At 42.4% G+C, this 19,113-nt stretch carries 18 protein-coding genes; 16 read left to right on the forward strand and 2 right to left on the reverse strand.

The features are described 5' to 3' along the window. Positions 1-12 precede the first annotated feature (12 nt). Complete coding sequence (locus AN392_RS12150; RefSeq protein WP_055012872.1) at positions 13-453, reverse strand: hypothetical protein; 441 nt, start codon at positions 451-453, stop codon at positions 13-15. A gap of 5 nt (positions 454-458) precedes the next feature. Next, positions 459-776: a hypothetical protein gene (locus AN392_RS12155; protein ID WP_010390681.1), complete on the reverse strand. Its 318-nt coding sequence runs from the start codon at positions 774-776 to the stop codon at positions 459-461. A gap of 564 nt (positions 777-1,340) precedes the next feature. Here AN392_RS12155 and mraZ point away from each other — a divergent pair. The 16 genes from mraZ (at position 1,341) to lpxC (ending at position 19,094) form a co-directional block, all read left to right on the forward strand. Next, entirely contained in the window at positions 1,341-1,799 is a 459-nt protein-coding gene (gene mraZ, locus AN392_RS12160; RefSeq protein ID WP_010390682.1) for a division/cell wall cluster transcriptional repressor MraZ, read from the forward strand. 29 nt (positions 1,800-1,828) lie between these two features. Further along, positions 1,829-2,767 (forward strand): 16S rRNA (cytosine(1402)-N(4))-methyltransferase RsmH, encoded by a 939-nt coding sequence (gene rsmH, locus AN392_RS12165; RefSeq protein ID WP_054202314.1) that lies wholly within the window; start codon positions 1,829-1,831, stop codon positions 2,765-2,767. Continuing rightward, the gene (gene ftsL / locus AN392_RS12170; protein ID WP_010390691.1) at positions 2,764-3,090 is read left to right on the forward strand and encodes a cell division protein FtsL; all 327 of its coding nucleotides are present in this window, start codon (positions 2,764-2,766) and stop codon (positions 3,088-3,090) included. Before rsmH ends, ftsL begins: the two co-directional genes overlap by 4 nt. Beyond that, positions 3,087-4,904 (forward strand): peptidoglycan glycosyltransferase FtsI, encoded by a 1,818-nt coding sequence (locus AN392_RS12175; protein ID WP_010390693.1) that lies wholly within the window; start codon positions 3,087-3,089, stop codon positions 4,902-4,904. The genes ftsL and AN392_RS12175 overlap by 4 nt, the downstream gene beginning before the upstream one ends. Continuing rightward, entirely contained in the window at positions 4,897-6,375 is a 1,479-nt protein-coding gene (murE, locus tag AN392_RS12180; RefSeq protein WP_055012911.1) for a UDP-N-acetylmuramoyl-L-alanyl-D-glutamate--2,6-diaminopimelate ligase, read from the forward strand. The genes AN392_RS12175 and murE overlap by 8 nt, the downstream gene beginning before the upstream one ends. After that, positions 6,372-7,754: a UDP-N-acetylmuramoyl-tripeptide--D-alanyl-D-alanine ligase gene (gene murF, locus AN392_RS12185; RefSeq protein WP_055012873.1), complete on the forward strand. Its 1,383-nt coding sequence runs from the start codon at positions 6,372-6,374 to the stop codon at positions 7,752-7,754. Before murE ends, murF begins: the two co-directional genes overlap by 4 nt. Next, on the forward strand, positions 7,754-8,836 hold the full coding sequence (mraY, locus tag AN392_RS12190) for a phospho-N-acetylmuramoyl-pentapeptide-transferase (protein WP_054202311.1): 1,083 nt from the start codon (positions 7,754-7,756) through the stop codon (positions 8,834-8,836). Before murF ends, mraY begins: the two co-directional genes overlap by 1 nt. Further along, positions 8,837-10,171, forward strand: coding sequence for a UDP-N-acetylmuramoyl-L-alanine--D-glutamate ligase (murD, locus tag AN392_RS12195; protein WP_055012874.1), 1,335 nt, complete (start codon positions 8,837-8,839; stop codon positions 10,169-10,171). Then, positions 10,168-11,343 carry a cell division protein FtsW gene (gene ftsW / locus AN392_RS12200; RefSeq protein ID WP_010390699.1) on the forward strand — a complete coding sequence of 392 codons (1,176 nt, stop codon included), beginning with the start codon at positions 10,168-10,170 and terminating at the stop codon, positions 11,341-11,343. Before murD ends, ftsW begins: the two co-directional genes overlap by 4 nt. Next, complete coding sequence (gene murG, locus AN392_RS12205; RefSeq protein WP_010390701.1) at positions 11,340-12,416, forward strand: undecaprenyldiphospho-muramoylpentapeptide beta-N-acetylglucosaminyltransferase; 1,077 nt, start codon at positions 11,340-11,342, stop codon at positions 12,414-12,416. Before ftsW ends, murG begins: the two co-directional genes overlap by 4 nt. A 42-nt stretch (positions 12,417-12,458) precedes the next feature. Then, positions 12,459-13,868, forward strand: a complete 1,410-nt coding sequence (gene murC / locus AN392_RS12210; protein ID WP_217694239.1) for a UDP-N-acetylmuramate--L-alanine ligase — start codon at positions 12,459-12,461, stop codon at positions 13,866-13,868. After that, a complete protein-coding gene (locus AN392_RS12215; protein ID WP_055012875.1) occupies positions 13,865-14,785 on the forward strand; it encodes a D-alanine--D-alanine ligase in 921 nt (306 codons plus the stop codon). The genes murC and AN392_RS12215 overlap by 4 nt, the downstream gene beginning before the upstream one ends. A gap of 1 nt (position 14,786) precedes the next feature. Then, on the forward strand, positions 14,787-15,548 hold the full coding sequence (locus AN392_RS12220; RefSeq protein ID WP_008465294.1) for a cell division protein FtsQ/DivIB: 762 nt from the start codon (positions 14,787-14,789) through the stop codon (positions 15,546-15,548). 13 nt (positions 15,549-15,561) lie between these two features. Continuing rightward, positions 15,562-16,794 carry a cell division protein FtsA gene (gene ftsA, locus AN392_RS12225; RefSeq protein WP_008110678.1) on the forward strand — a complete coding sequence of 411 codons (1,233 nt, stop codon included), beginning with the start codon at positions 15,562-15,564 and terminating at the stop codon, positions 16,792-16,794. A gap of 21 nt (positions 16,795-16,815) precedes the next feature. Continuing rightward, positions 16,816-18,075 (forward strand): cell division protein FtsZ, encoded by a 1,260-nt coding sequence (ftsZ, locus tag AN392_RS12230; RefSeq protein ID WP_010390706.1) that lies wholly within the window; start codon positions 16,816-16,818, stop codon positions 18,073-18,075. Between the two features lie 107 nt (positions 18,076-18,182). Continuing rightward, positions 18,183-19,094 carry a UDP-3-O-acyl-N-acetylglucosamine deacetylase gene (lpxC, locus tag AN392_RS12235; protein ID WP_010390707.1) on the forward strand — a complete coding sequence of 304 codons (912 nt, stop codon included), beginning with the start codon at positions 18,183-18,185 and terminating at the stop codon, positions 19,092-19,094. Positions 19,095-19,113 lie beyond the last annotated feature (19 nt).

Raw genomic sequence — 19,113 nt, forward strand, 5'->3', positions numbered from 1 at the left:
ATAGTATATGCCTTATAATTTAAGCAGCTGCTTTAGACTATTTAGCGTCTTAGTAAAGCCAATTTTTTTGCTTAGATAAACTGCGTTTCGCCACAGCCAAATTAAGCATAAAATTTGTAGGCTGATCACTACAGTAATGCTCAGCCAAATCGAGCTAAATAAGTCAAAAGTCGCAAAGCCTACAATACCTAAAAACCCGACCCACAGTAACACCAAGCCACTGGCAAAACATCCAAGTAGGATAGTGATCAGTGCTAAGGATCTTAACGACAATTTCCATTCAGCTATAGCAAGCTGATGCGTCAACTTTCCTTGTTGATGATAATCATCCTTGAGCTGTGCTGCATAATCAGCAAGCTTTGCAATATGATCTTGCCAGTCATCGGCATGTTTAGCCGATGACTGCGAATCTGTCGATTGTGATTCACTTGATGTTGAATGTAGGTTTTGCATTAGTATTACTTACGACGAAATAGTGCAGTAACTAACATACCAGCAGCAAATGCAAGACCAGCCGTTGCTAATGGGTTTTCTGATGCGAGTTGACGAGTCTTAGAAGTACATTCTTCTAACTTCTCGCGAGCTGCTAATTGTTTCTCATTAAGTGTTTCTGCTGAGCTGCTTGCTCCTTTACGAACGCCATTTTCAGCTACCGCCGCTTTACTCGATAATGCATCTACTGCGTCATGCGCAGCTGATGTTGCCTTATCTGTTAACGGGGCCTCAATCTCTTGTTTTGCATCAATAGCAGTTTTGCTCTTAGTTGCCGTAGCCATAATCAATCCTTAATAGTTTTTTAAAAGTAATTATTAAGGTGCAATGATTAAACCAGTTTTTAACTCATTGTTTTTTATGGATTGTATTTTATTTACTAATTTTTAGTAGGTTTATAGCTGTAACTATTGCGACAACAGTTTGTAATTTTTACAAACTAAGGCGTTTTGATCATTCGAGGTTGATTTTTCCTTTGCTTACTCGGTTATACATTTCAGGTCACGATTTAGTTGCACCTAGTTCGAATAAACAAAGCCCTACACACCCTAAATAAATTGTAATTATTCACTGTTTATTCATTAAGCAAATAATGCCGGCAAGCTAATAAAAAAAACGATAAAAAATTTTTTACTGGCTGATCAGATTTTTTACTAAACAATTCAACCGCTTTAATCTGAGCCTTATTTTTTCAGGCTTCGCGGGGCGCTAAAGCTGGGTGACTTACTTGACAAAAAGGCTTGTCAAGCCCTAAACTGGAGCACTGTGGTAAAAAGTGGTGTTTAGTGGATCAAACTGGATCGGGTTAATCAAAAAGTTGATTAAAATAATTTTACAATAGGCTTTTTATGTTTCGTGGCGCAAGTTCACTGAGTTTGGATGATAAAGGACGTTTTGCGGTACCAACAAAGTACCGAGACACGCTATTGTCTGAAGATCAGGGAACGGTTATTTGCACTGTTGCACTCAATGAGCCTTGCCTTTGGTTATACCCCCTTGCTGAATGGTTAGAAATAGAAAGCCGTTTAGCAAAAATATCTAATATGAATCCCAGAGCGCGACGGATGCAACGTATGTTGTTAGGTAATGCGACAGAGTATCAGCTTGATAAAAACGGTCGAATTTTGCTGGCGCCTTCTTTGCGCTCACATGCAGAACTTGGCAAAAAAATTATGCTGGTGGGCTTAATGAATAAATTTGAGATTTGGGATGAGGCGCGTTGGCACGAACAAATGCGCCAAGACACTGAGCTTGAAAGGCTTGGTGAATTTGAACCGAATGACGATTTAGATAACTTTACCCTCTAGCAGCAAAACAAAAAGGCAAAAAATAGCTAATGACAGCGCAATTTGAACACGTATCCGTATTAATGGAAGAAACCATAGATGCACTTGCAATTAAGCCAGACGGCATTTATATGGATGGCACCTTTGGACGTGGCGGACATTCAGGGCAAATATTAGCGCGCTTGGGCGACGCTGGTCGCTTGCAGGCTATTGATCAAGATCCACAAGCTATAAAGTCAGCAGAAAAGTTTGCCGATGATTCACGTTTTTCGATTGCTCACTCACGGTTCTCAAAGTTATACGAAGTTGCTGAGCAAAACGATCTAATTGGTAAAGTTGATGGCATTTTACTTGATATTGGTGTGTCGTCACCGCAGTTAGATGATGCCGCTCGTGGCTTTAGTTTTATGAAAGACGGCCCGCTTGATATGCGAATGGATCCAAGCACAGGCCGTAGCGCTGCGCAGTGGTTAGCTGAAGCGGAACTAGATGACATTACCCATGTGATCAAAAAGCTAGGTGAAGAAAAGTTTGGTAAGCGCATTGCGCACAAGATATTGGAAGTGCGTGAACATACGCCAATTACTACCACTAAACAGCTCGCAGATTTAGTTGATGAAGCAGTACCCGTTAAAGATAAGTTTAAACATCCTGCAACGCGCACGTTTCAGGCAATTCGTATTTATATCAATAGCGAGTTAGAGGAAATTCAAACCGCACTACAAGCGGCGATTAAAGTTCTTAAGCCGGGTGGTCGCTTAGTTGTTATTTCTTTTCACTCTTTAGAAGATCGCATTGTAAAACAATTTATTAAAAAACAGAGTAAGGGAGAAGCGATACCCAGAGGTCTGCCTTTAACCGACGCACAAATAAATAAAAACCTGACGTTAAAAGCAGTGGGTAAAGCTATTAAACCAAGTGCTGATGAAGTGGCTCGCAATCCACGCTCTCGTAGCTCAGTACTAAGGATTGCACAGAGGTTGGGATGAGTAAAAAAGCGAGTTATCGCCAACCCAATCTATTTATTGAAATAATTAAAGGCCTAGGTGCGAACAAGATCACCTTGGCCTTGTTGGTTGTGATATTCGCGTCAAGTTTGAGCGTGGTGCAGGTAACTCATTTATCTCGTGCGCAATTAATTGAGCAAGATTCGTTACTGCAAGAGCGTGATGAATTGGATTTAGAGTGGCGTTATTTTTTAGTGGAAGAAGAATTTTATTCGCAACATGCACGCATTGAAGAAGTGGCAACGTCACAATTAGAAATGAAGCGGCCAACCAGCCAAGATGAGCAGGTAATTATATTACAATGAGAACGCGAGGCAAAAAACCAGTCAACAACCTAATCGCATGGCGCTTTATTTTAGTGTGCGCGGTGATTTTTTTAGTGTTTGTGACTTTGGTATCGCGCGCCGCATATTTGCAAGTAATTGAACCCGATAAGGCTCGCTCCGAAAGTGACAAGCGTACAGTACGTGTTGAAAAATTGCATGTGCAACGCGGTATGATCTTCGATCGTAACGGTAAAGAGTTAGCTGTTAGTGTGCCTGTAGTCAGTGTGTATGCAGATCCTAAAGCTTTGCATAAATCACTGGTGAGCAAAGTGCTCAGACAAGCCCGTAAAAATGGTGAAGATCAGCAAACTCTGCGTGAAAATGTCGCTGAGCTAAACAAGCGTACCGCCCTGTATTATAAAAACGATTTGCGCTGGCGTGAACTAGCCGATGTACTGCGCATTGAACCGAGCAAAATTAATACCCGACTACTTGATGATCCTACTCGTCGCTTTGTTTACTTAAAACGCCAAGTTACTCCGGCTGTTGCTAATTATATTGGCGATTTACGCCTACCAGGTATTCATTTATTAGATGAATCAAAACGCTATTACCCTGCCGGTGAGGTCAGTGCGCATATCATTGGTTTTACTAATATCGATGGCAAAGGCATTGAAGGCATAGAAAAGCTTTACGAAAATGCACTCACAGGTGAAGAAGGCCGACGTACGATTCGAAAAGATGCTCAAGGTCGTGAAGTTGAAGTGCTTGATGAGCGCGAGCGAGTGGAGCCTGAGAGTATTCAACTGAGTATTGATCAGCGTATTCAGGCGATTGCCTACAAAGCGGTTAAATCAGCGGTATTAACTTACAAGGCCACTTCAGGTTCAGCCATGGTGGTTGATGTTAAAACTGGTGAAGTTTTGGCTATGGTAAATAGTCCTTCATTTAATCCTAACAATTTAAGCGGTGCGGCTCCTCATAAGCGTCGTAACCGTGCAATTACCGATTTGTTTGAACCCGGCTCAACCGTTAAGCCTCTAGCCATTTTAGCTGGATTAGACTACGGCACAATCCAACCGGATGACAAAGTTGATACCTACCCAGGCTGGATGCGTTTAGGGGGCAGCTTAGTACAAGATACCCGTAATCATGGTGAAATGACGCTGCGCGAAATTTTAAAGTACTCCAGTAATATGGGCGTAACGAAAATAAGCCAAACCGTGCCCAAAGACTACTTTGTAGGTCTTTACCAAAAGGTGGGTTTTGGTAGTGATAGTGGTACCGGCATGGTCGGGGAAAGCAGTGGTTTATTTTACCCAAACCGTCGTTGGTCAGATCACGAAATTGCCGCACTTTCGTTTGGTTACAATATTGCCGTGAGTACCGCGCAAATGGCTCGTTTTTACGCCATGTTAGGCGCAGGTGGGGTTAACCGCCCACTCACTGTACTAAAGCAAGACTCTATACCTGAAGGTGAACGTGTTTTTCAACAACAAGATGTTGAAGCTGTAGTTCATATGATGGAAAGCGTATTTGAAGAAGGTGGTACCGCACGCCGTATTAAAGTTGATGGTTACCGCGCTGCTGGTAAAACGGGTACTTCTAAAAAGGCCGCTGCAGGTGGTTATGGTGACGAATATGTAGGTTATTTTGCGGGCATTGCCCCAGCAAGTAATCCGCGATTAGCCGTTGTGGTATTAATCAACGAGCCCGGTGGAGATGTTTATTACGGTGGCGCAACGGCAGGTCCGGCGTTTGCAGAAATAATCTCTAATTCATTAAGAATTTTAAACGTTGCCCCAGATAAAGACTCGGTGGCATACGTGAAGGGCAAAGATGATGGTGCGTGATTTACACACAATTTTAAAATATTTAGAAATAGATGCAGCACGTTTAATGGTAAACGAGTTGCGTTTAGACAGCCGCGATGTAAAACCTGGTGATGTGTTTGTGGCAATAAAAGGTCATCAGCTTGATGGCGGACAGTTTATTGATAAAGCAATTGAGAATGGTGCCAGTGCAATTATTGCAGACAGACTGTGTGAGTTTGAAAGTGATTTTGAGCCGCTTTATTTAGTCTCAGAATTAAATAAAAAATTGCCTGTTTTAGCGAGTAAATTTTACCAGCAACCGAGCCTAGAGTTAGACTTAATTGGTGTAACAGGTACTAATGGTAAGTCGACTACTACAGCAATGATTGCTCATTTAGCACAGTTTTGTCGTACCCAAGCCGCAATTATAGGCACGCTCGGTTATGGCCATCCAGATAATTTAACACCGCTACAAAACACCACACCATCAACGGTTGATTTACAGCATATTTTAAGTGACTTAAAAGAGCAGCAACATCGCTTAGTAGCGATGGAAGTATCATCGCATGGTCTAGTGCAGCACCGTGTTGATCAGTGCCATTTCAAAGCGGCGGTATTTACTAACCTATCTCGTGATCATCTAGATTATCATGGTGACATGGATAGTTACGGTGATGCCAAATTGATGCTGTTTCGTGATTTTGATGCTGCCAATGTCATTCTTAACCAAGATGACGGACAAGCAGAGCAGTGGATTGAAAAATATAGCTTTAGTAAACTAATTTGTTATGGCCGTAAAAACTTAGCCCCTAAAAACGCTCAGTTTGTGTATTTTTCTGATGTTAGCTATTCAGCAACCGGTATTTCGGCGCAATTAACTACAAGTTGGGGTGATATTGCCATAAAATCACCGTTATATGGTGAATTTAATCTATACAATTTAACCGCTGCTTTAGCCACATTATTAGCGCTAGGTTACCCATTAACGCAATTAGTGGCAGGGTGTGAGTATTTGCAACCTGTAGCAGGCAGAATGCAAGCATTTACAGCGCCAAATATGCCTACTTGCGTGGTTGATTATGCACATACGCCTGATGCACTCGCACTAGCGTTACAAGCGCTGCAACAACATGTTCCAGGTGGAGTGAGTTGTGTATTTGGTTGCGGCGGCGACAGAGATAAAGGTAAACGTGTACTAATGGCACAAGCCGCTGAGCAGTTTGCAGACAAAGTGATCATTACCAGTGATAACCCGCGCTCAGAAGATCCCAATGAAATTATTAATGATGTAGCTGCAGGATTAACACACCCACAAAACGCCCATTTAGAGGCCGACCGTGGTGCTGCAATACAATTTGCTATAGATAACGCAAAAGCCGGTGAGGTTATTTTAATTGCCGGTAAAGGGCATGAAGACTATCAAATTATAGGTAACAAACGCATTGATTTTTGCGACCGCCAATTTGTACAACAACAATTAAAACAAGCAGTAAGAGGGTCTCAAGCATGATCCCAATGGATTTTGATTGGCTAGCTAATGTGCTAGCAACTGATTATCAAGGTGATAATCGTCAAGTAATAAATATAAACACCGATACCCGTACTTTATGTGATGGTGAAGTGTTTTTGGCACTTAAAGGCCCTAACTTTGATGGTCATAAGTTTATTGAGCAAGCAAAACAAAAAGGTGCTATTGGAGTCATTGTCGATCACGTTGTTGATACCGACATTGCTCAATTTGTAGTTGCCGATACCCGTATTGCATTAGGCACAATTGGAACAGCGGTTATGGCGCAAGTTGCACCTAAAACTATCGCTATTACTGGCAGTGTAGGTAAAACCACAGTGAAAGAAATGTGTGCTGCTATTTTATCAAGTAAAGGTGATGTTTTAGCGACTAAAGGCAACTTTAATAATGATATTGGCGTGCCTCTTACCTTATTGAGATTAGAGCCACAGCATCGTTATGCGGTTATTGAACTCGGTGCAAACCATATTGGTGAAATTGCCTACACTACCGCCATGACCAAACCGGATGTTGCCGTGGTGTGTAATGTTGCCGCGGCACATTTAGAAGGTTTTGGTAGCTTACAAGGGGTAGCACAAGCCAAAGGCGAAATTTACGATGGTTTAAAAGACGATGGCATTGCCATTGTTAATTGCGATAGCGAGTTTAGTCAGTATTGGCTTGATAAATTAGCAGCGCGAAAGGTTAAATGTTTTTCTAGCAGTGAAAAACTGGATATTTGGGCTGAGGACATCAGCCTAGATGCACAAGCTCGAGCAAGCTTTACATTATGTACCAAACAACACAGAGTACCGGTAACGTTAGCATTGCCAGGCAAGCATAATATTAGCAACGCGCTTATTGCTGCGGCATTAACCAGTGAGTTTGAAGTGTCGCTTGAAGAAATTGCCAGCGCCCTAGCGACCATGGGTGAAGTTAAAGGACGGGTTAACCTGATTGAAGCTAGTGAGTCACTCACCATTATAGATGATACTTATAATGCCAACGTTAAATCGGTAAAAGCAGCTATTGATTTACTTAGCGATATTCAAGGTCATCGTATTTTGGCTCTCGGTGATATGGGAGAACTTGGTGAAGATGCTCGTAAGTATCATCAAGAAGTGGGCGAATATGCATTAGCGCAAGGCATTGATGAGCTATTTACACTCGGTGTATTAAGTAAGTCAGCAAGTGATGTATTTGAGCTGCCTAATCGTCACTTTTCAAATCGTGAGCAAATGCTGCAGCAAATTCAAAACAGTATTAGCAAAGTAGATAAAAAAATTACCCTTGTCGTGAAAGGATCACGCAGTTCTCGCATGGAGCTTTTAGTAACCGATTTAGTTAATGGCCAGCAACAAGCCATCAATGGAGTATCATAATGTTAGTTTGGCTGGCTGAGTATTTAACTCAATATTATAGTGGCTTTAATGTTTTTTCGTATTTAACTCTTCGTGCCATTTTAGGTATTTTGACCGCGTTAATTATGTCGCTTTATTTGGGGCCGAAGTTAATTCGTGGTTTACAGCGCATGCAAATTGGACAAACAGTGCGTGATGATGGTCCGCAATCACATTTGTCTAAATCGGGTACACCGACCATGGGTGGCTTACTTATTTTAGCGGCAATATTCACCAGCACTTTATTGTGGGCTGATTTGTCTAATAAATACGTATGGGCCACATTGTTTGTGATTGGTTCATTGGGGATTGTTGGCTTTATTGACGATTACCGCAAAGTGATCCGCAAAGATCCTAAAGGACTGATTGCTAAGTGGAAGTATTTTTGGCAATCAGTAATTGCATTGGTTGTAGCAACTGCACTTTATATGACCAGTACCCAAGCGACAGAAACATCTCTTGTTGTGCCATTTTTTAAAGATGTACTGCCACAGCTAGGGCTGTTTTATATCGTGATCACGTATTTTGCATTAGTGGGCACCTCAAACGCGGTAAACTTAACCGACGGACTAGATGGCTTAGCTATTGTGCCAACAATTTTAGTGGCTGCAGCGCTGGCTATTATTGCTTATTTAACCGGTAATATTAACTTTTCAGCTTATTTACATATTCCGCATTTGCCACTTGCCAGTGAATTGGTAGTGGTGTGTACCGCTATTGTGGGTGCAGGGTTAGGCTTTTTATGGTTTAACACCTACCCAGCACAAGTGTTTATGGGCGATGTAGGCTCGTTAGCTCTAGGTGGTGCATTAGGTATTATTGCTGTGCTGGTTCGCCAAGAGTTATTACTTATTATTATGGGGGGCGTGTTTGTAATGGAAGCGCTGTCGGTAATTTTACAAGTTGGCTCTTATAAATTACGCGGCCAACGTATTTTTAAAATGGCGCCGATTCACCATCACTACGAACTTAAAGGATGGCCAGAGCCACGCGTTATTGTGCGCTTTTGGATAATTTCTATTGTGCTGGTGCTCGCTGGCCTTGCGACATTAAAGATCCGATAAATGCAGTATTTAAACGAGATAAAAAATAAACAAATAACAGTGCTCGGGCTCGGTGTAACCGGTCTGGGCATTGTGCGCTTTTTATTATCTCAAGGAATACAGCCCAATGTAGTCGATAGCCGAGAAAATCCTCCCGGTGTTGATTGGCTCAAGCAACATGCCGCTAATCTAAATACTCACTTTGGTGATTTAAATAACGCGGCGCTCAGTGCTTGCGATATGATCATTATTAGCCCTGGACTAAGTTTAAAAACCCCTGCGGTTGCACAGGCAATGAATGCCGGCGTAGAAGTGATTGGTGATGTTGAGTTATTTGCCCGCATTAACACTAAACCAGTTGTTGCGGTAACAGGTTCAAACGGTAAATCAACGGTAGTAACCCTTGCTTACGAAGTATTAAAAACCGCAGGTTATAAAGTAGCACTGGGCGGCAATATTGGCACAGCTGTACTGGATTTACTTGACGGTGATTTTGATGTGTTTGTATTGGAGCTGTCGAGTTTTCAGCTTGATACCACTGACAGCTTAAAAGCCAGCAGTGCAACTGTGCTTAATATTTCAGAAGATCATCTCGATCGCTATGATAGCTATCAAGCTTATATAGATTCAAAGTTAAGTATTTATAACGGCGCTGAACTTTTAGTGATTAATGCTGACGATAGACAAACCCACCCAGTGAGTCGCACGTTAGCACCACAAGTTAGTTTTGGAGAAACACAAGGTGATTACCACTTAGCACAGCATAATAACGAAGCGCACTTTATGGTAAAGGGCGAAGCTTATTTGCCAGTAAGTACCTTAGCCGTTGTGGGTAAGCATAATTATTTAAATACACTGGCAGTAATGGCGTTACTCAGCCCGTTTGAAATAACTAAAGCGCATTATAAAGCTGCGTTAGCTCAATTTAATGGCTTGGCACATCGTTGCCAGTTTGTGGGTGAGTTTAATAGCGTTAAGTATTTTAATGATTCTAAAGCCACCAATGTAGGCGCAACAATTACCGCTATTGATAGTTTAGCGGGTGAACAACAAAACTTAGTGGTTATTGCTGGTGGTGATGCAAAAGGCGCCGATTTAGAGGCACTTAAACCTTATGTTGAGCAACACGTTAAAGCCCTCATTTGCTTTGGTAAAGATGCAAAAGAGTTAGTGGCACTAACTGCTAAAGGTCATTTAACCACTAACATGTCTGAAGCTGTGGCGCTTGCTAAACAATTAAGTACGTCAGGCGATACGGTTTTATTAGCCCCAGCCTGCGCCAGTATAGATATGTACAACAACTATATGCAGCGCGGCGATGATTTTGTGCATTGTGTATTGCAGGAGCTGCCATGATAGCTTTTGCGGATATTAAAGAGGCATTTACTCCTAAACCTTCGGCGCAGCTTTATGATGTGCCGCTCCTTTATTGCATGTTAATGCTAATAGGGGTGGGCTTTGTGATGGTAACTAGTGCTTCAATGCCGACGGCCGATAGGCTGTTTGGCAATATTTATCATTTTACTATCCGCCACGGTATTTTTTTAGGGCTCTCGTTTTGTTTATTTTGCATTAGTACTCAAGTGCCTATGTCGTGGTGGAAAAAAGCTAACCCCTACTTATTACTAATCGGCTTAGTGTTGTTATTGGTAGTGCTAATTGTGGGGCGAGAAGTGAATGGTTCGACCCGCTGGATACCTATAGGGCCATTTAATATTCAGGCTTCCGAGCTCGCTAAGTTATTCTTTTTTAGTTATATCGCTGGCTATTTAGTGCGTAAGCGCAGTGAAGTACAAGAAAACATAAAAGGCTTTGCTAAACCCATAGCGGTATTTGCCGTTTATGCGGCACTTATTTTAATGCAGCCCGATTTAGGAACCGTGGTGGTGATGTTTGTTACTACGGTTGGTTTATTGTTTTTAGCTGGTGCTAAGCTTTGGCAATTTTTTGCACTTATTTTAACCGGTATCGCGCTGGTGGTTGGGTTGATTGTGTTTGAGCCCTATCGTATGGCGCGTGTGGTGGGTTTTTTAGAGCCTTGGGACGATCCTTTTGGTAAAGGTTATCAATTAGTGCAATCACTGATGGCTTATAGTCAAGGTGATTGGTTTGGCCAAGGCTTAGGTAATAGCGTACAAAAATTACAATATTTACCGGAAGCACACACCGATTTTATTTTTGCCGTGATTGCTGAAGAACTTGGTTTTATGGGCGTGTTGAGTATTTTAATGGTATTAGGAACATTAGTATTTAGAGCGCTACTAATTGGCCAAAATGCGCTTAAAAACGGTAAAGAATATGAAGGCTATTTAGCTTTAGCTATCGGTATTTGGTTTGCATTTCAAACTATGGTTAATGTAGGCGCCAGTGCCGGTATATTACCAACCAAAGGACTAACCCTACCGTTTATTTCCTATGGTGGCTCAAGTTTATTAATGATGACCATAGCCACTGGTATTTTATTACGGGTAGATTTTGAAACGAAGATGGCAACTAAACAGGCCACGTCGGGGGGAGCTAAACGATGAGTAAAAAAATAGTCGTTGTAGCAGGGGGCACAGGTGGACATATTTTCCCGGGGATTGCGGTTGCTGATTATCTCAAACAGCAAGGTTGGCAAGTTAGCTGGATAGGCACTCCTGATAGAATGGAAGCCAGTGTCGTGCCCAAGCACAACATAGAAATTGATTTTATTGATGTAAAAGGCGTGCGAGGTAATGGTTTAAAACGCCTCATTAAAGCGCCATTCATGGTTATTAATGCAATATTGCAGGCGCGTAAAGTATTAAAACAACAACGCCCTGACGTGGTTTTAGCTATGGGCGGCTACGTGACAGGCCCTACGGGTATTGCGGCAAAAAGTCTCGGTATCCCTTTGGTAATTCATGAGCAAAACGCCGTAGCTGGTATGAGCAATAAATGGCTAGCGAAATTTGCGAATCGCGTATTAGCTGCATTTCCAAGTGCTTTTGCCAGTGGTAAAGCTGAGCTGGTGGGTAACCCTGTGCGTCAGAGTGTAGTTGATATACCTAAGCGGGAAATATCAAGTCCAATTAATATGCTTGTAGTGGGTGGCTCACTAGGTGCGCAAGTACTTAACCAAACACTGCCTGAAGCATTTAAGCGCTTAAATGATACCTGTGCCATTAATGTTTGGCACCAAACTGGTAAAGGCCATTTTGCTAGTGTGAGCGAAAGTTACCAGCAGCAACAAATGGGCGATGAACAAGTAACTGTTGCTGAATTTATTGATGATATGGATACCGCTTATAGCTGGGCCGATATTGTAATTTGTCGCGCCGGAGCGCTAACGGTTAGTGAAATTGCTGCAGCAGGTAAAATGGCGGTATTTGTACCGTTTCCACATGCGGTTGATGATCACCAAACAGCAAATGCACAGTATTTAGTAATGGCAGAAGGGGCATTATTAATGCCACAGGGGCAATTTAATCAGCGCAGCATTGTTGAACTTTTAAGTCCCTATTTAGCCGAACCTTTATTAATAACTAAAATGGCTGCTAAAGCAAAGCAGCAGGCTATTTTAGATGCCACAGCCAGCGTCGCTATGCACTGTGAGCAAGTAACAAATAAGAGAATATAAGTGAAACAGACATTAGCAAAAGAAAAATATACACGCCCTGCGATGCGCCGCATTGAAACTATTCACTTTGTAGGAATAGGTGGTGCAGGTATGGGCGGTATTGCAGAAGTATTGGCTTTTGAAGGTTACCGTATTACCGGCTCTGATATAGCGCATAGCGCCATGACCGAGCGTTTAATTCAAGCGGGCGCTGAAGTATTTATTGGCCATCATGAAAATAATGTAAAAGACGCTAATGTGGTGGTGGTTTCAAGTGCAATTGATAAAACAAACCCTGAAATTCAAGCCGCGCAAGCTGCGCGTATTCCGGTGGTTCGCCGTGCAGAAATGTTAGCTGAGCTGATGCGTTTTCGTCATGGTATTGCTATTGCCGGTACCCATGGCAAAACCACAACAACCAGTTTAATTGCCAGTATTTATGCACAAGCAGGGCTCGATCCAACCTTTATTATTGGCGGTTTATTAAATAGTGCTGGCAGCAATGCTAAAGTAGGCAAAAGCGACTTTTTAATCGCTGAAGCGGATGAAAGCGATGCTTCATTTTTGCATTTACAGCCAATGGTATCGGTGATCACTAATATTGAAGAAGATCACATGGAAACTTACGGCGGCAGCTTAGAAAAAATGAAAGATACTTATGTTGAATTCATTCATAACCTGCCGTTTTACGGGCTAGCTGTAGTGTGTATAGATTCAGACGTTGCCGCAGAATTAATACCTCGCTTTGGTCGTCCGGTGATCACTTATGGTGAATCGCAAGATGCTGACTATCGAATGAGTGAATTTAGCCAAACAGCTAATACATGCCAATTTACTGTTACTAATAAACAAGGCGAGAGTTTAACCGCCAAGTTAAATATGCCAGGTAAACACAATGCCCTAAATGCAACCGCAGCGATTGCGGTGGCAAAAGATCAAAACATAGCTAATCATGCAATTTTAGCGGCATTAGATACTTTTGAAGGCATTGGCCGTCGTTTTCAGCATTATGGTGAATTTGAAAACGAATGCGGTAATGTGATGTTAGTAGATGACTATGGTCATCACCCATCAGAAGTGGCAGCTACCATCACCGCAGCGAGAGAAGGCTGGCCTGATAAGCGTTTAGTGATGGTTTATCAGCCGCATCGCTATACCCGTACTCGCGATTTATACGAAGATTTTGTGAAAGTACTCGCTGAGGTTGATCAGTTGCTATTGCTTGATGTTTACAGTGCAGGCGAAGAGCCGATTGTGGGCGCTGATAGTAAGAGTTTATGCCGCAGTTTACGCCAGCGTGGCAAAGAGCCATTGCATGTGGCTTCAAGCTCAGAGCTTGCAGGTGTACTTGCTAACTGCCTGCAAAATAATGATTTAGTACTTACGCAAGGCGCAGGTAACATAGGTCAGTTAGTTAAAAACTTAGCAGCAACAAATATGTCGATAGAAAAATTAAAGCAAGGTGAAGTATGACACAGGTAAGTTCCCAGTTCGGTAAAGTAGCGGTGCTGCTAGGTGGAAACTCAGCAGAGCGCGACGTGTCATTAAAATCTGGTCAAGCAGTCCTTAATGCACTTCTTGCCTATGGCATTGATGCGATTGCGTTTGACCCTCAAAATCGTTCATTGTGGGAATTAAAAGACTTAAATGTTGATCGCGTTTTTATTGCGCTGCATGGCCGAGGTGGTGAAGATGGCACAGTACAAGGTGCTTTAGAGTTTATGAACTTGCCTTACACTGGCAGTAATGTATTGGGTTCAGCATTAGCAATGGATAAAATTCGTTGTAAGCACTTGTTTAAATCGGCAGGCTTAAGCACAGCACCTTATGCGGTAGTTGATGCTAAAAAAGGCTTTGATGCTAAAGCAATTATAGATGAATTTAAAAAAGTGATGGTAAAGCCATCGCACGAAGGCTCAAGTATTGGTATGGCACAAGCAAGCTCTGCAGAAGAGCTTGAAGATGCGCTCAGCAATGCATTTAAGTTCGACAGCCAAGTATTGGTAGAGCAGTGGATCTCGGGGCGCGAATTTACAATTACGGTGCTTGGTGATGAAGTACAACCTGTGATTGAAATGAGCACGCCAAATGGTTTTTATGACTACCAAGCTAAATATCAGTCAAGTACGACACAATATCATTGTCCTGCTGATTTATCACAACCAGATACCCAAAAACTACAAGCAATGGCACTCGATGCGTTTGATTTAGTGGGTGCAAGTGGCTGGGGTCGCGTCGATGCAATGCAAGATCAGCAAGGCCAATTTTACTTGTTGGAAGTAAATACAGTGCCAGGCATGACAGAAAAATCATTGGTGCCAATGGCTGCAAAAGCCAATGGGGCAAGTTTTGAGCAATTAGTTGTTCGCATTTTGGAGCAAACCCTTTAATATGCATCCCTTTTTAGAGAAAGCGCAGCAACTAAAACAGCAACTTAACTGGTCGCTGATTTTTGGAGTGAGCTTTTTTCTGGCTGTGGTGATTGGGTTAATTGAAATAACCAATGGGGTTTCCCATTGGTTAGTTGCAAATAAAGATGCGCAAATTAAGCATCTAACGGTGTTGGGGAGCCCCAAATACACCGATGAAAAAGCAATAACTACCGCGATAAAAAAAGCGGATTTAAGTAGCTTTTTTGAGTTAAACGTAAAGCATGTTCAGCATTTAGTGCAAGAACTACCTTGGGTCGCAACGGTATCGGTAAGAAAGCAATGGCCTGATACTATCCAAGTTTACGTGGTAGAGCATCAAGCGGTCGCTCACTGGAACAGTGATTTATTGATTAACCAAAGCGGCGATGCGTTTGAGGCTAAAAGTGATAAATTAAGTGCCACATTACCCCAGTTATATGGGCCAGAAGGCAGTGAAAAAGAAGCATGGGTAGCGTTTAAACAGTTTGATGAAATGCTTAAAGTAAATGCACTAACGCTCACTAGCCTTGCGCTATCTGAGCGGTTTTCGTGGCAACTTTGGTTAGATAATGGCGTGCGTTTAAATTTAGGGCGCAAGGATAAAGCCAAGCGTGTACAGCGTTTTATAGACGTTTATTCACGCATAGAACAACGTGCTGATGCACAGATAGATGCAATTGATTTACGCTACGATACCGGCCTTGCAGTGAGCTATAAGCCAATGCAAGAACAGCAATTATAATAAAGAGTAAGGCATGACTAAGTCAGCAGAAAGAAACCTAGTGATTGGATTAGACGTAGGCACTTCGAAAGTAGTGGCCACGGTAGGTGAAATCACCACAGATAACAAGCTCAGCATTGTTGGCGTGGGGAGCCAAGTATCTTATGGAATGGATAAAGGCGGCGTTAACGATTTAAATTTAGTGTCTGAGTCTATTCGCCGCGCAATTGATGAAGCTGAATTGATGGCTGATTGTCGTATTAGCTCGGTTTATTTGGGTATTTCTGGCAAACATATTCAGTGTCAGAACGAAAGTGGTGTTGTCGCTATTAATAACACTGAAGTAACCGATGAAGACATTGAAAATGTAATCCATATAGCTCGCTCAGTGCCAATTTCAGCTGAACGCAAAATGTTGCATGCCTTGCCACAAGAGTACAGCATTGACATGCAAGAGGGGATTAAAAACCCACTTGGCATGAGTGGTGTGCGTATGGAAGCACGTGCGCATATTATTACCTGCTCCAACGATATGGCTAAAAATATAGAAAAATGTGTTGAACGTTGTGGGCTTGAAGTTGACCAACTTATATTCACTGCGCTTGCCTCTTGTTACTCTGTACTGACGGACGATGAAAAAGAGCTAGGTGTCGCGGTGCTAGATATCGGTGGTGGTACTATGGATATCACTATTTATATTAATGGTGCACTGCGTCATTCTGCGGTTATTCCGGTGGCGGGCAACCAAGTAACCGGTGATATTGCAAAAATATTTCGCACACCTATATCACATGCAGAGTCACTCAAAGTACAATATGCCTGTGCAAGTAGCCAAATGGCGAGCAGCGAAGACACGATTGAAGTGCCAAGCGTAGGTGGGCGACCAGCAAGACTGATGTCTAGGCATACGTTGTCTGAAGTGGTTGAGCCACGTTTTAGAGAATTATTTGAACTGGCGATGGAAGAAATTCGTCGCTCGGGATTAGAAGACCAAATTGCAGCAGGTCTCGTCATTACTGGCGGAACTGCTAAAATGACTGGCGCAATGGAAGTGGCTGAAGATATTTTTCAGATGCCAGTAAGAATAGGTAAACCAATTGGTGTAGTAGGTTTAACTGATTATGTTGATGATCCATCGTACGCAACCGCTGTAGGTTTGTTACAATATGGGCGTACTATGCAGTCGATGAATGCACAAAAGTCGAAAGCGGATGATAATAATAATTGGTGGAACCGCATCACAAAATGGTTTCAAGGCGAGTTTTAGTACTCAAGTCGGAGAGTAAATATGTTTGATATAATGGAACAACACAGCGAAGAAGCTGTAATAAAAGTAATCGGTGTAGGTGGTGGCGGCGGTAACGCAGTTGAGCACATGGTAAAACAACAAATAGAAGGCGTTCGTTTTATCGCAGCCAATACGGATGCGCAAGCATTACGTAATTCAGCCGCTGATGTAACAGTACAATTAGGTACGCAAATAACCTCTGGGTTAGGTGCAGGGGCTAACCCTGAAGTAGGTCGTGAATCGGCTGAAGAAGACGCCGAAACCATTCGTGCTAGCCTTGAAGGCGCTGATATGGTGTTTATTGCGGCAGGTATGGGCGGCGGTACAGGTACCGGTGCTGCGCCAGTCGTGGCTAAAATTGCTAAAGAGCTGGGTATTTTAACTGTTGCTGTGGTAACCCGTCCGTTTGATTTTGAAGGTAAAAAGCGTGCCGCTGCTGCAGAGCAAGGTATTAGCGAATTATCTGAAATTGTGGACTCGTTAATCACTATTCCAAATAACAAGTTACTAAAAGTATTGGGTAAAGGAACAACTTTACTGGATGCATTTGCTAAAGCAAATGACGTATTGTTTGGTGCGGTACAAGGTATTGCTGAGTTAATTACTCGCTCTGGTCTAATTAACGTGGATTTCGCCGACGTACGTACTGTTATGTCTGCAATGGGCACAGCGATGATGGGCACTGCATCTGCGTCGGGTCCTGATCGTGCACAAGAAGCAGCAGAAGCTGCTATTTCAAGCCCTCTTTTAGAAGACGTAGATTTAACCGGTGCTAAAGGCATTTTGGTTAACATTACTGCGGGTATGGATATCGCGATTGAAGAATTTGAAATTGTGGGTAATCACGTTAAGGCGCTAGCGTCTGAAAACGCAACGGTTGTTGTTGGCGCGGTAATTGACCCAGAAATGACGGATGAGCTACGTGTAACCGTGGTTGCAACCGGCTTAGGCGGCGATCGTCGTCCACAGTTTGGTATTGTAGATAACGGTTTCAAAAAAGCGTCAGGCTCTGATGTAACTAGCTCAAGCACACAAACAAGCAGCAGCATGTACGTACCTAGCTTTGCAAGCCAAGGCACAAGCACGACTGAAGAGCCTGCAACGACATCGCAAACTGAATCAAAAGAGCAAAGCAGCACATCGACTAGCTCTTCAAGTTCAGCAACGAATACGTCGTCAAGTAGTGCTAATAAAACAGATAAGTCTGAGGGTGGCGATTATTTCGACATTCCTGCTTTTTTACGTAAACAAGCAGACTAATTAAAAACAGTACTTTTGTGCGAAATGTGAACAAATATTGTAGTTATACCGTATTTATGTTACACTCCGCCGTCTAACTGTAATATATACTTAAAGTGAGCGAACCTATGATTAAACAGCGTACGATTGCACAAGTAGTCAAAGCCATAGGAATTGGACTTCATAAAGGTGAGAAGGTCACAATAACTCTCCGACCTGCGAGCGCAAATACTGGGATTGTATTTCGTCGTGTCGACCTTGATCCGGTTGTTGATTTTGAAACAACACCTGAAGCCGTTGGTGATACGCAATTGTGTACCTGTTTAATCAACAAAGATGGTGTTCGCTTATCAACTACTGAGCATTTAATTGCAGCTGTTGCGGCCATGGGTATCGACAATCTGATTGTTGAACTTGATAGCTCAGAAGTTCCAATAATGGATGGTAGTGCATTGCCATTCATTTATTTATTACAAAAAGGCGGCATTGAAGAGCAAAATGTTGCAAAACGTTTCATTCGTATTAAAGAAAAAGTACGTATTGAAGAAGGCGACAAATGGGCCGAAGTAGAACCTTACGACGGATTCCATATCGACTTTGAAATTGCCTTTGATCACCCTGCAATTAATGAAAGCCGCCAACGCATTGGCTTAGATATTACCGCACAAAGCTTCACTGAAGAAATTAGCCGTGCGCGTACTTTTGGCTTTATGAAAGATATTGAATACATGCATGCTAATAACCTTGCACTAGGTGGTAGCATGGATAGTGCAGTGGTACTTGATGAATTTAAAGTTTTAAATCCAAACGGTCTGCGTTACCCAGACGAGTTCGTCAAGCATAAGATACTAGACTGTGTAGGTGACATGTTTATGACAGGTCATAACCTTTTAGGTAAAGTAACTGCATTTAAATCAGGTCATGATTTAAATAACAAGTTACTACGCAAAATTATGGCAACCGAGTCAGCATGGGAGTGGGCAACCTTTGAAACGCCTGTTTCGATGCCTGCACCCGGCCTTGAATTAGCAAACGCCTAATCAGTTAATCGCTTACATA

Source organism: Pseudoalteromonas sp. P1-16-1b, from assembly GCF_001401785.1.
Lineage (GTDB): Bacteria > Pseudomonadota > Gammaproteobacteria > Enterobacterales > Alteromonadaceae > Pseudoalteromonas > Pseudoalteromonas undina.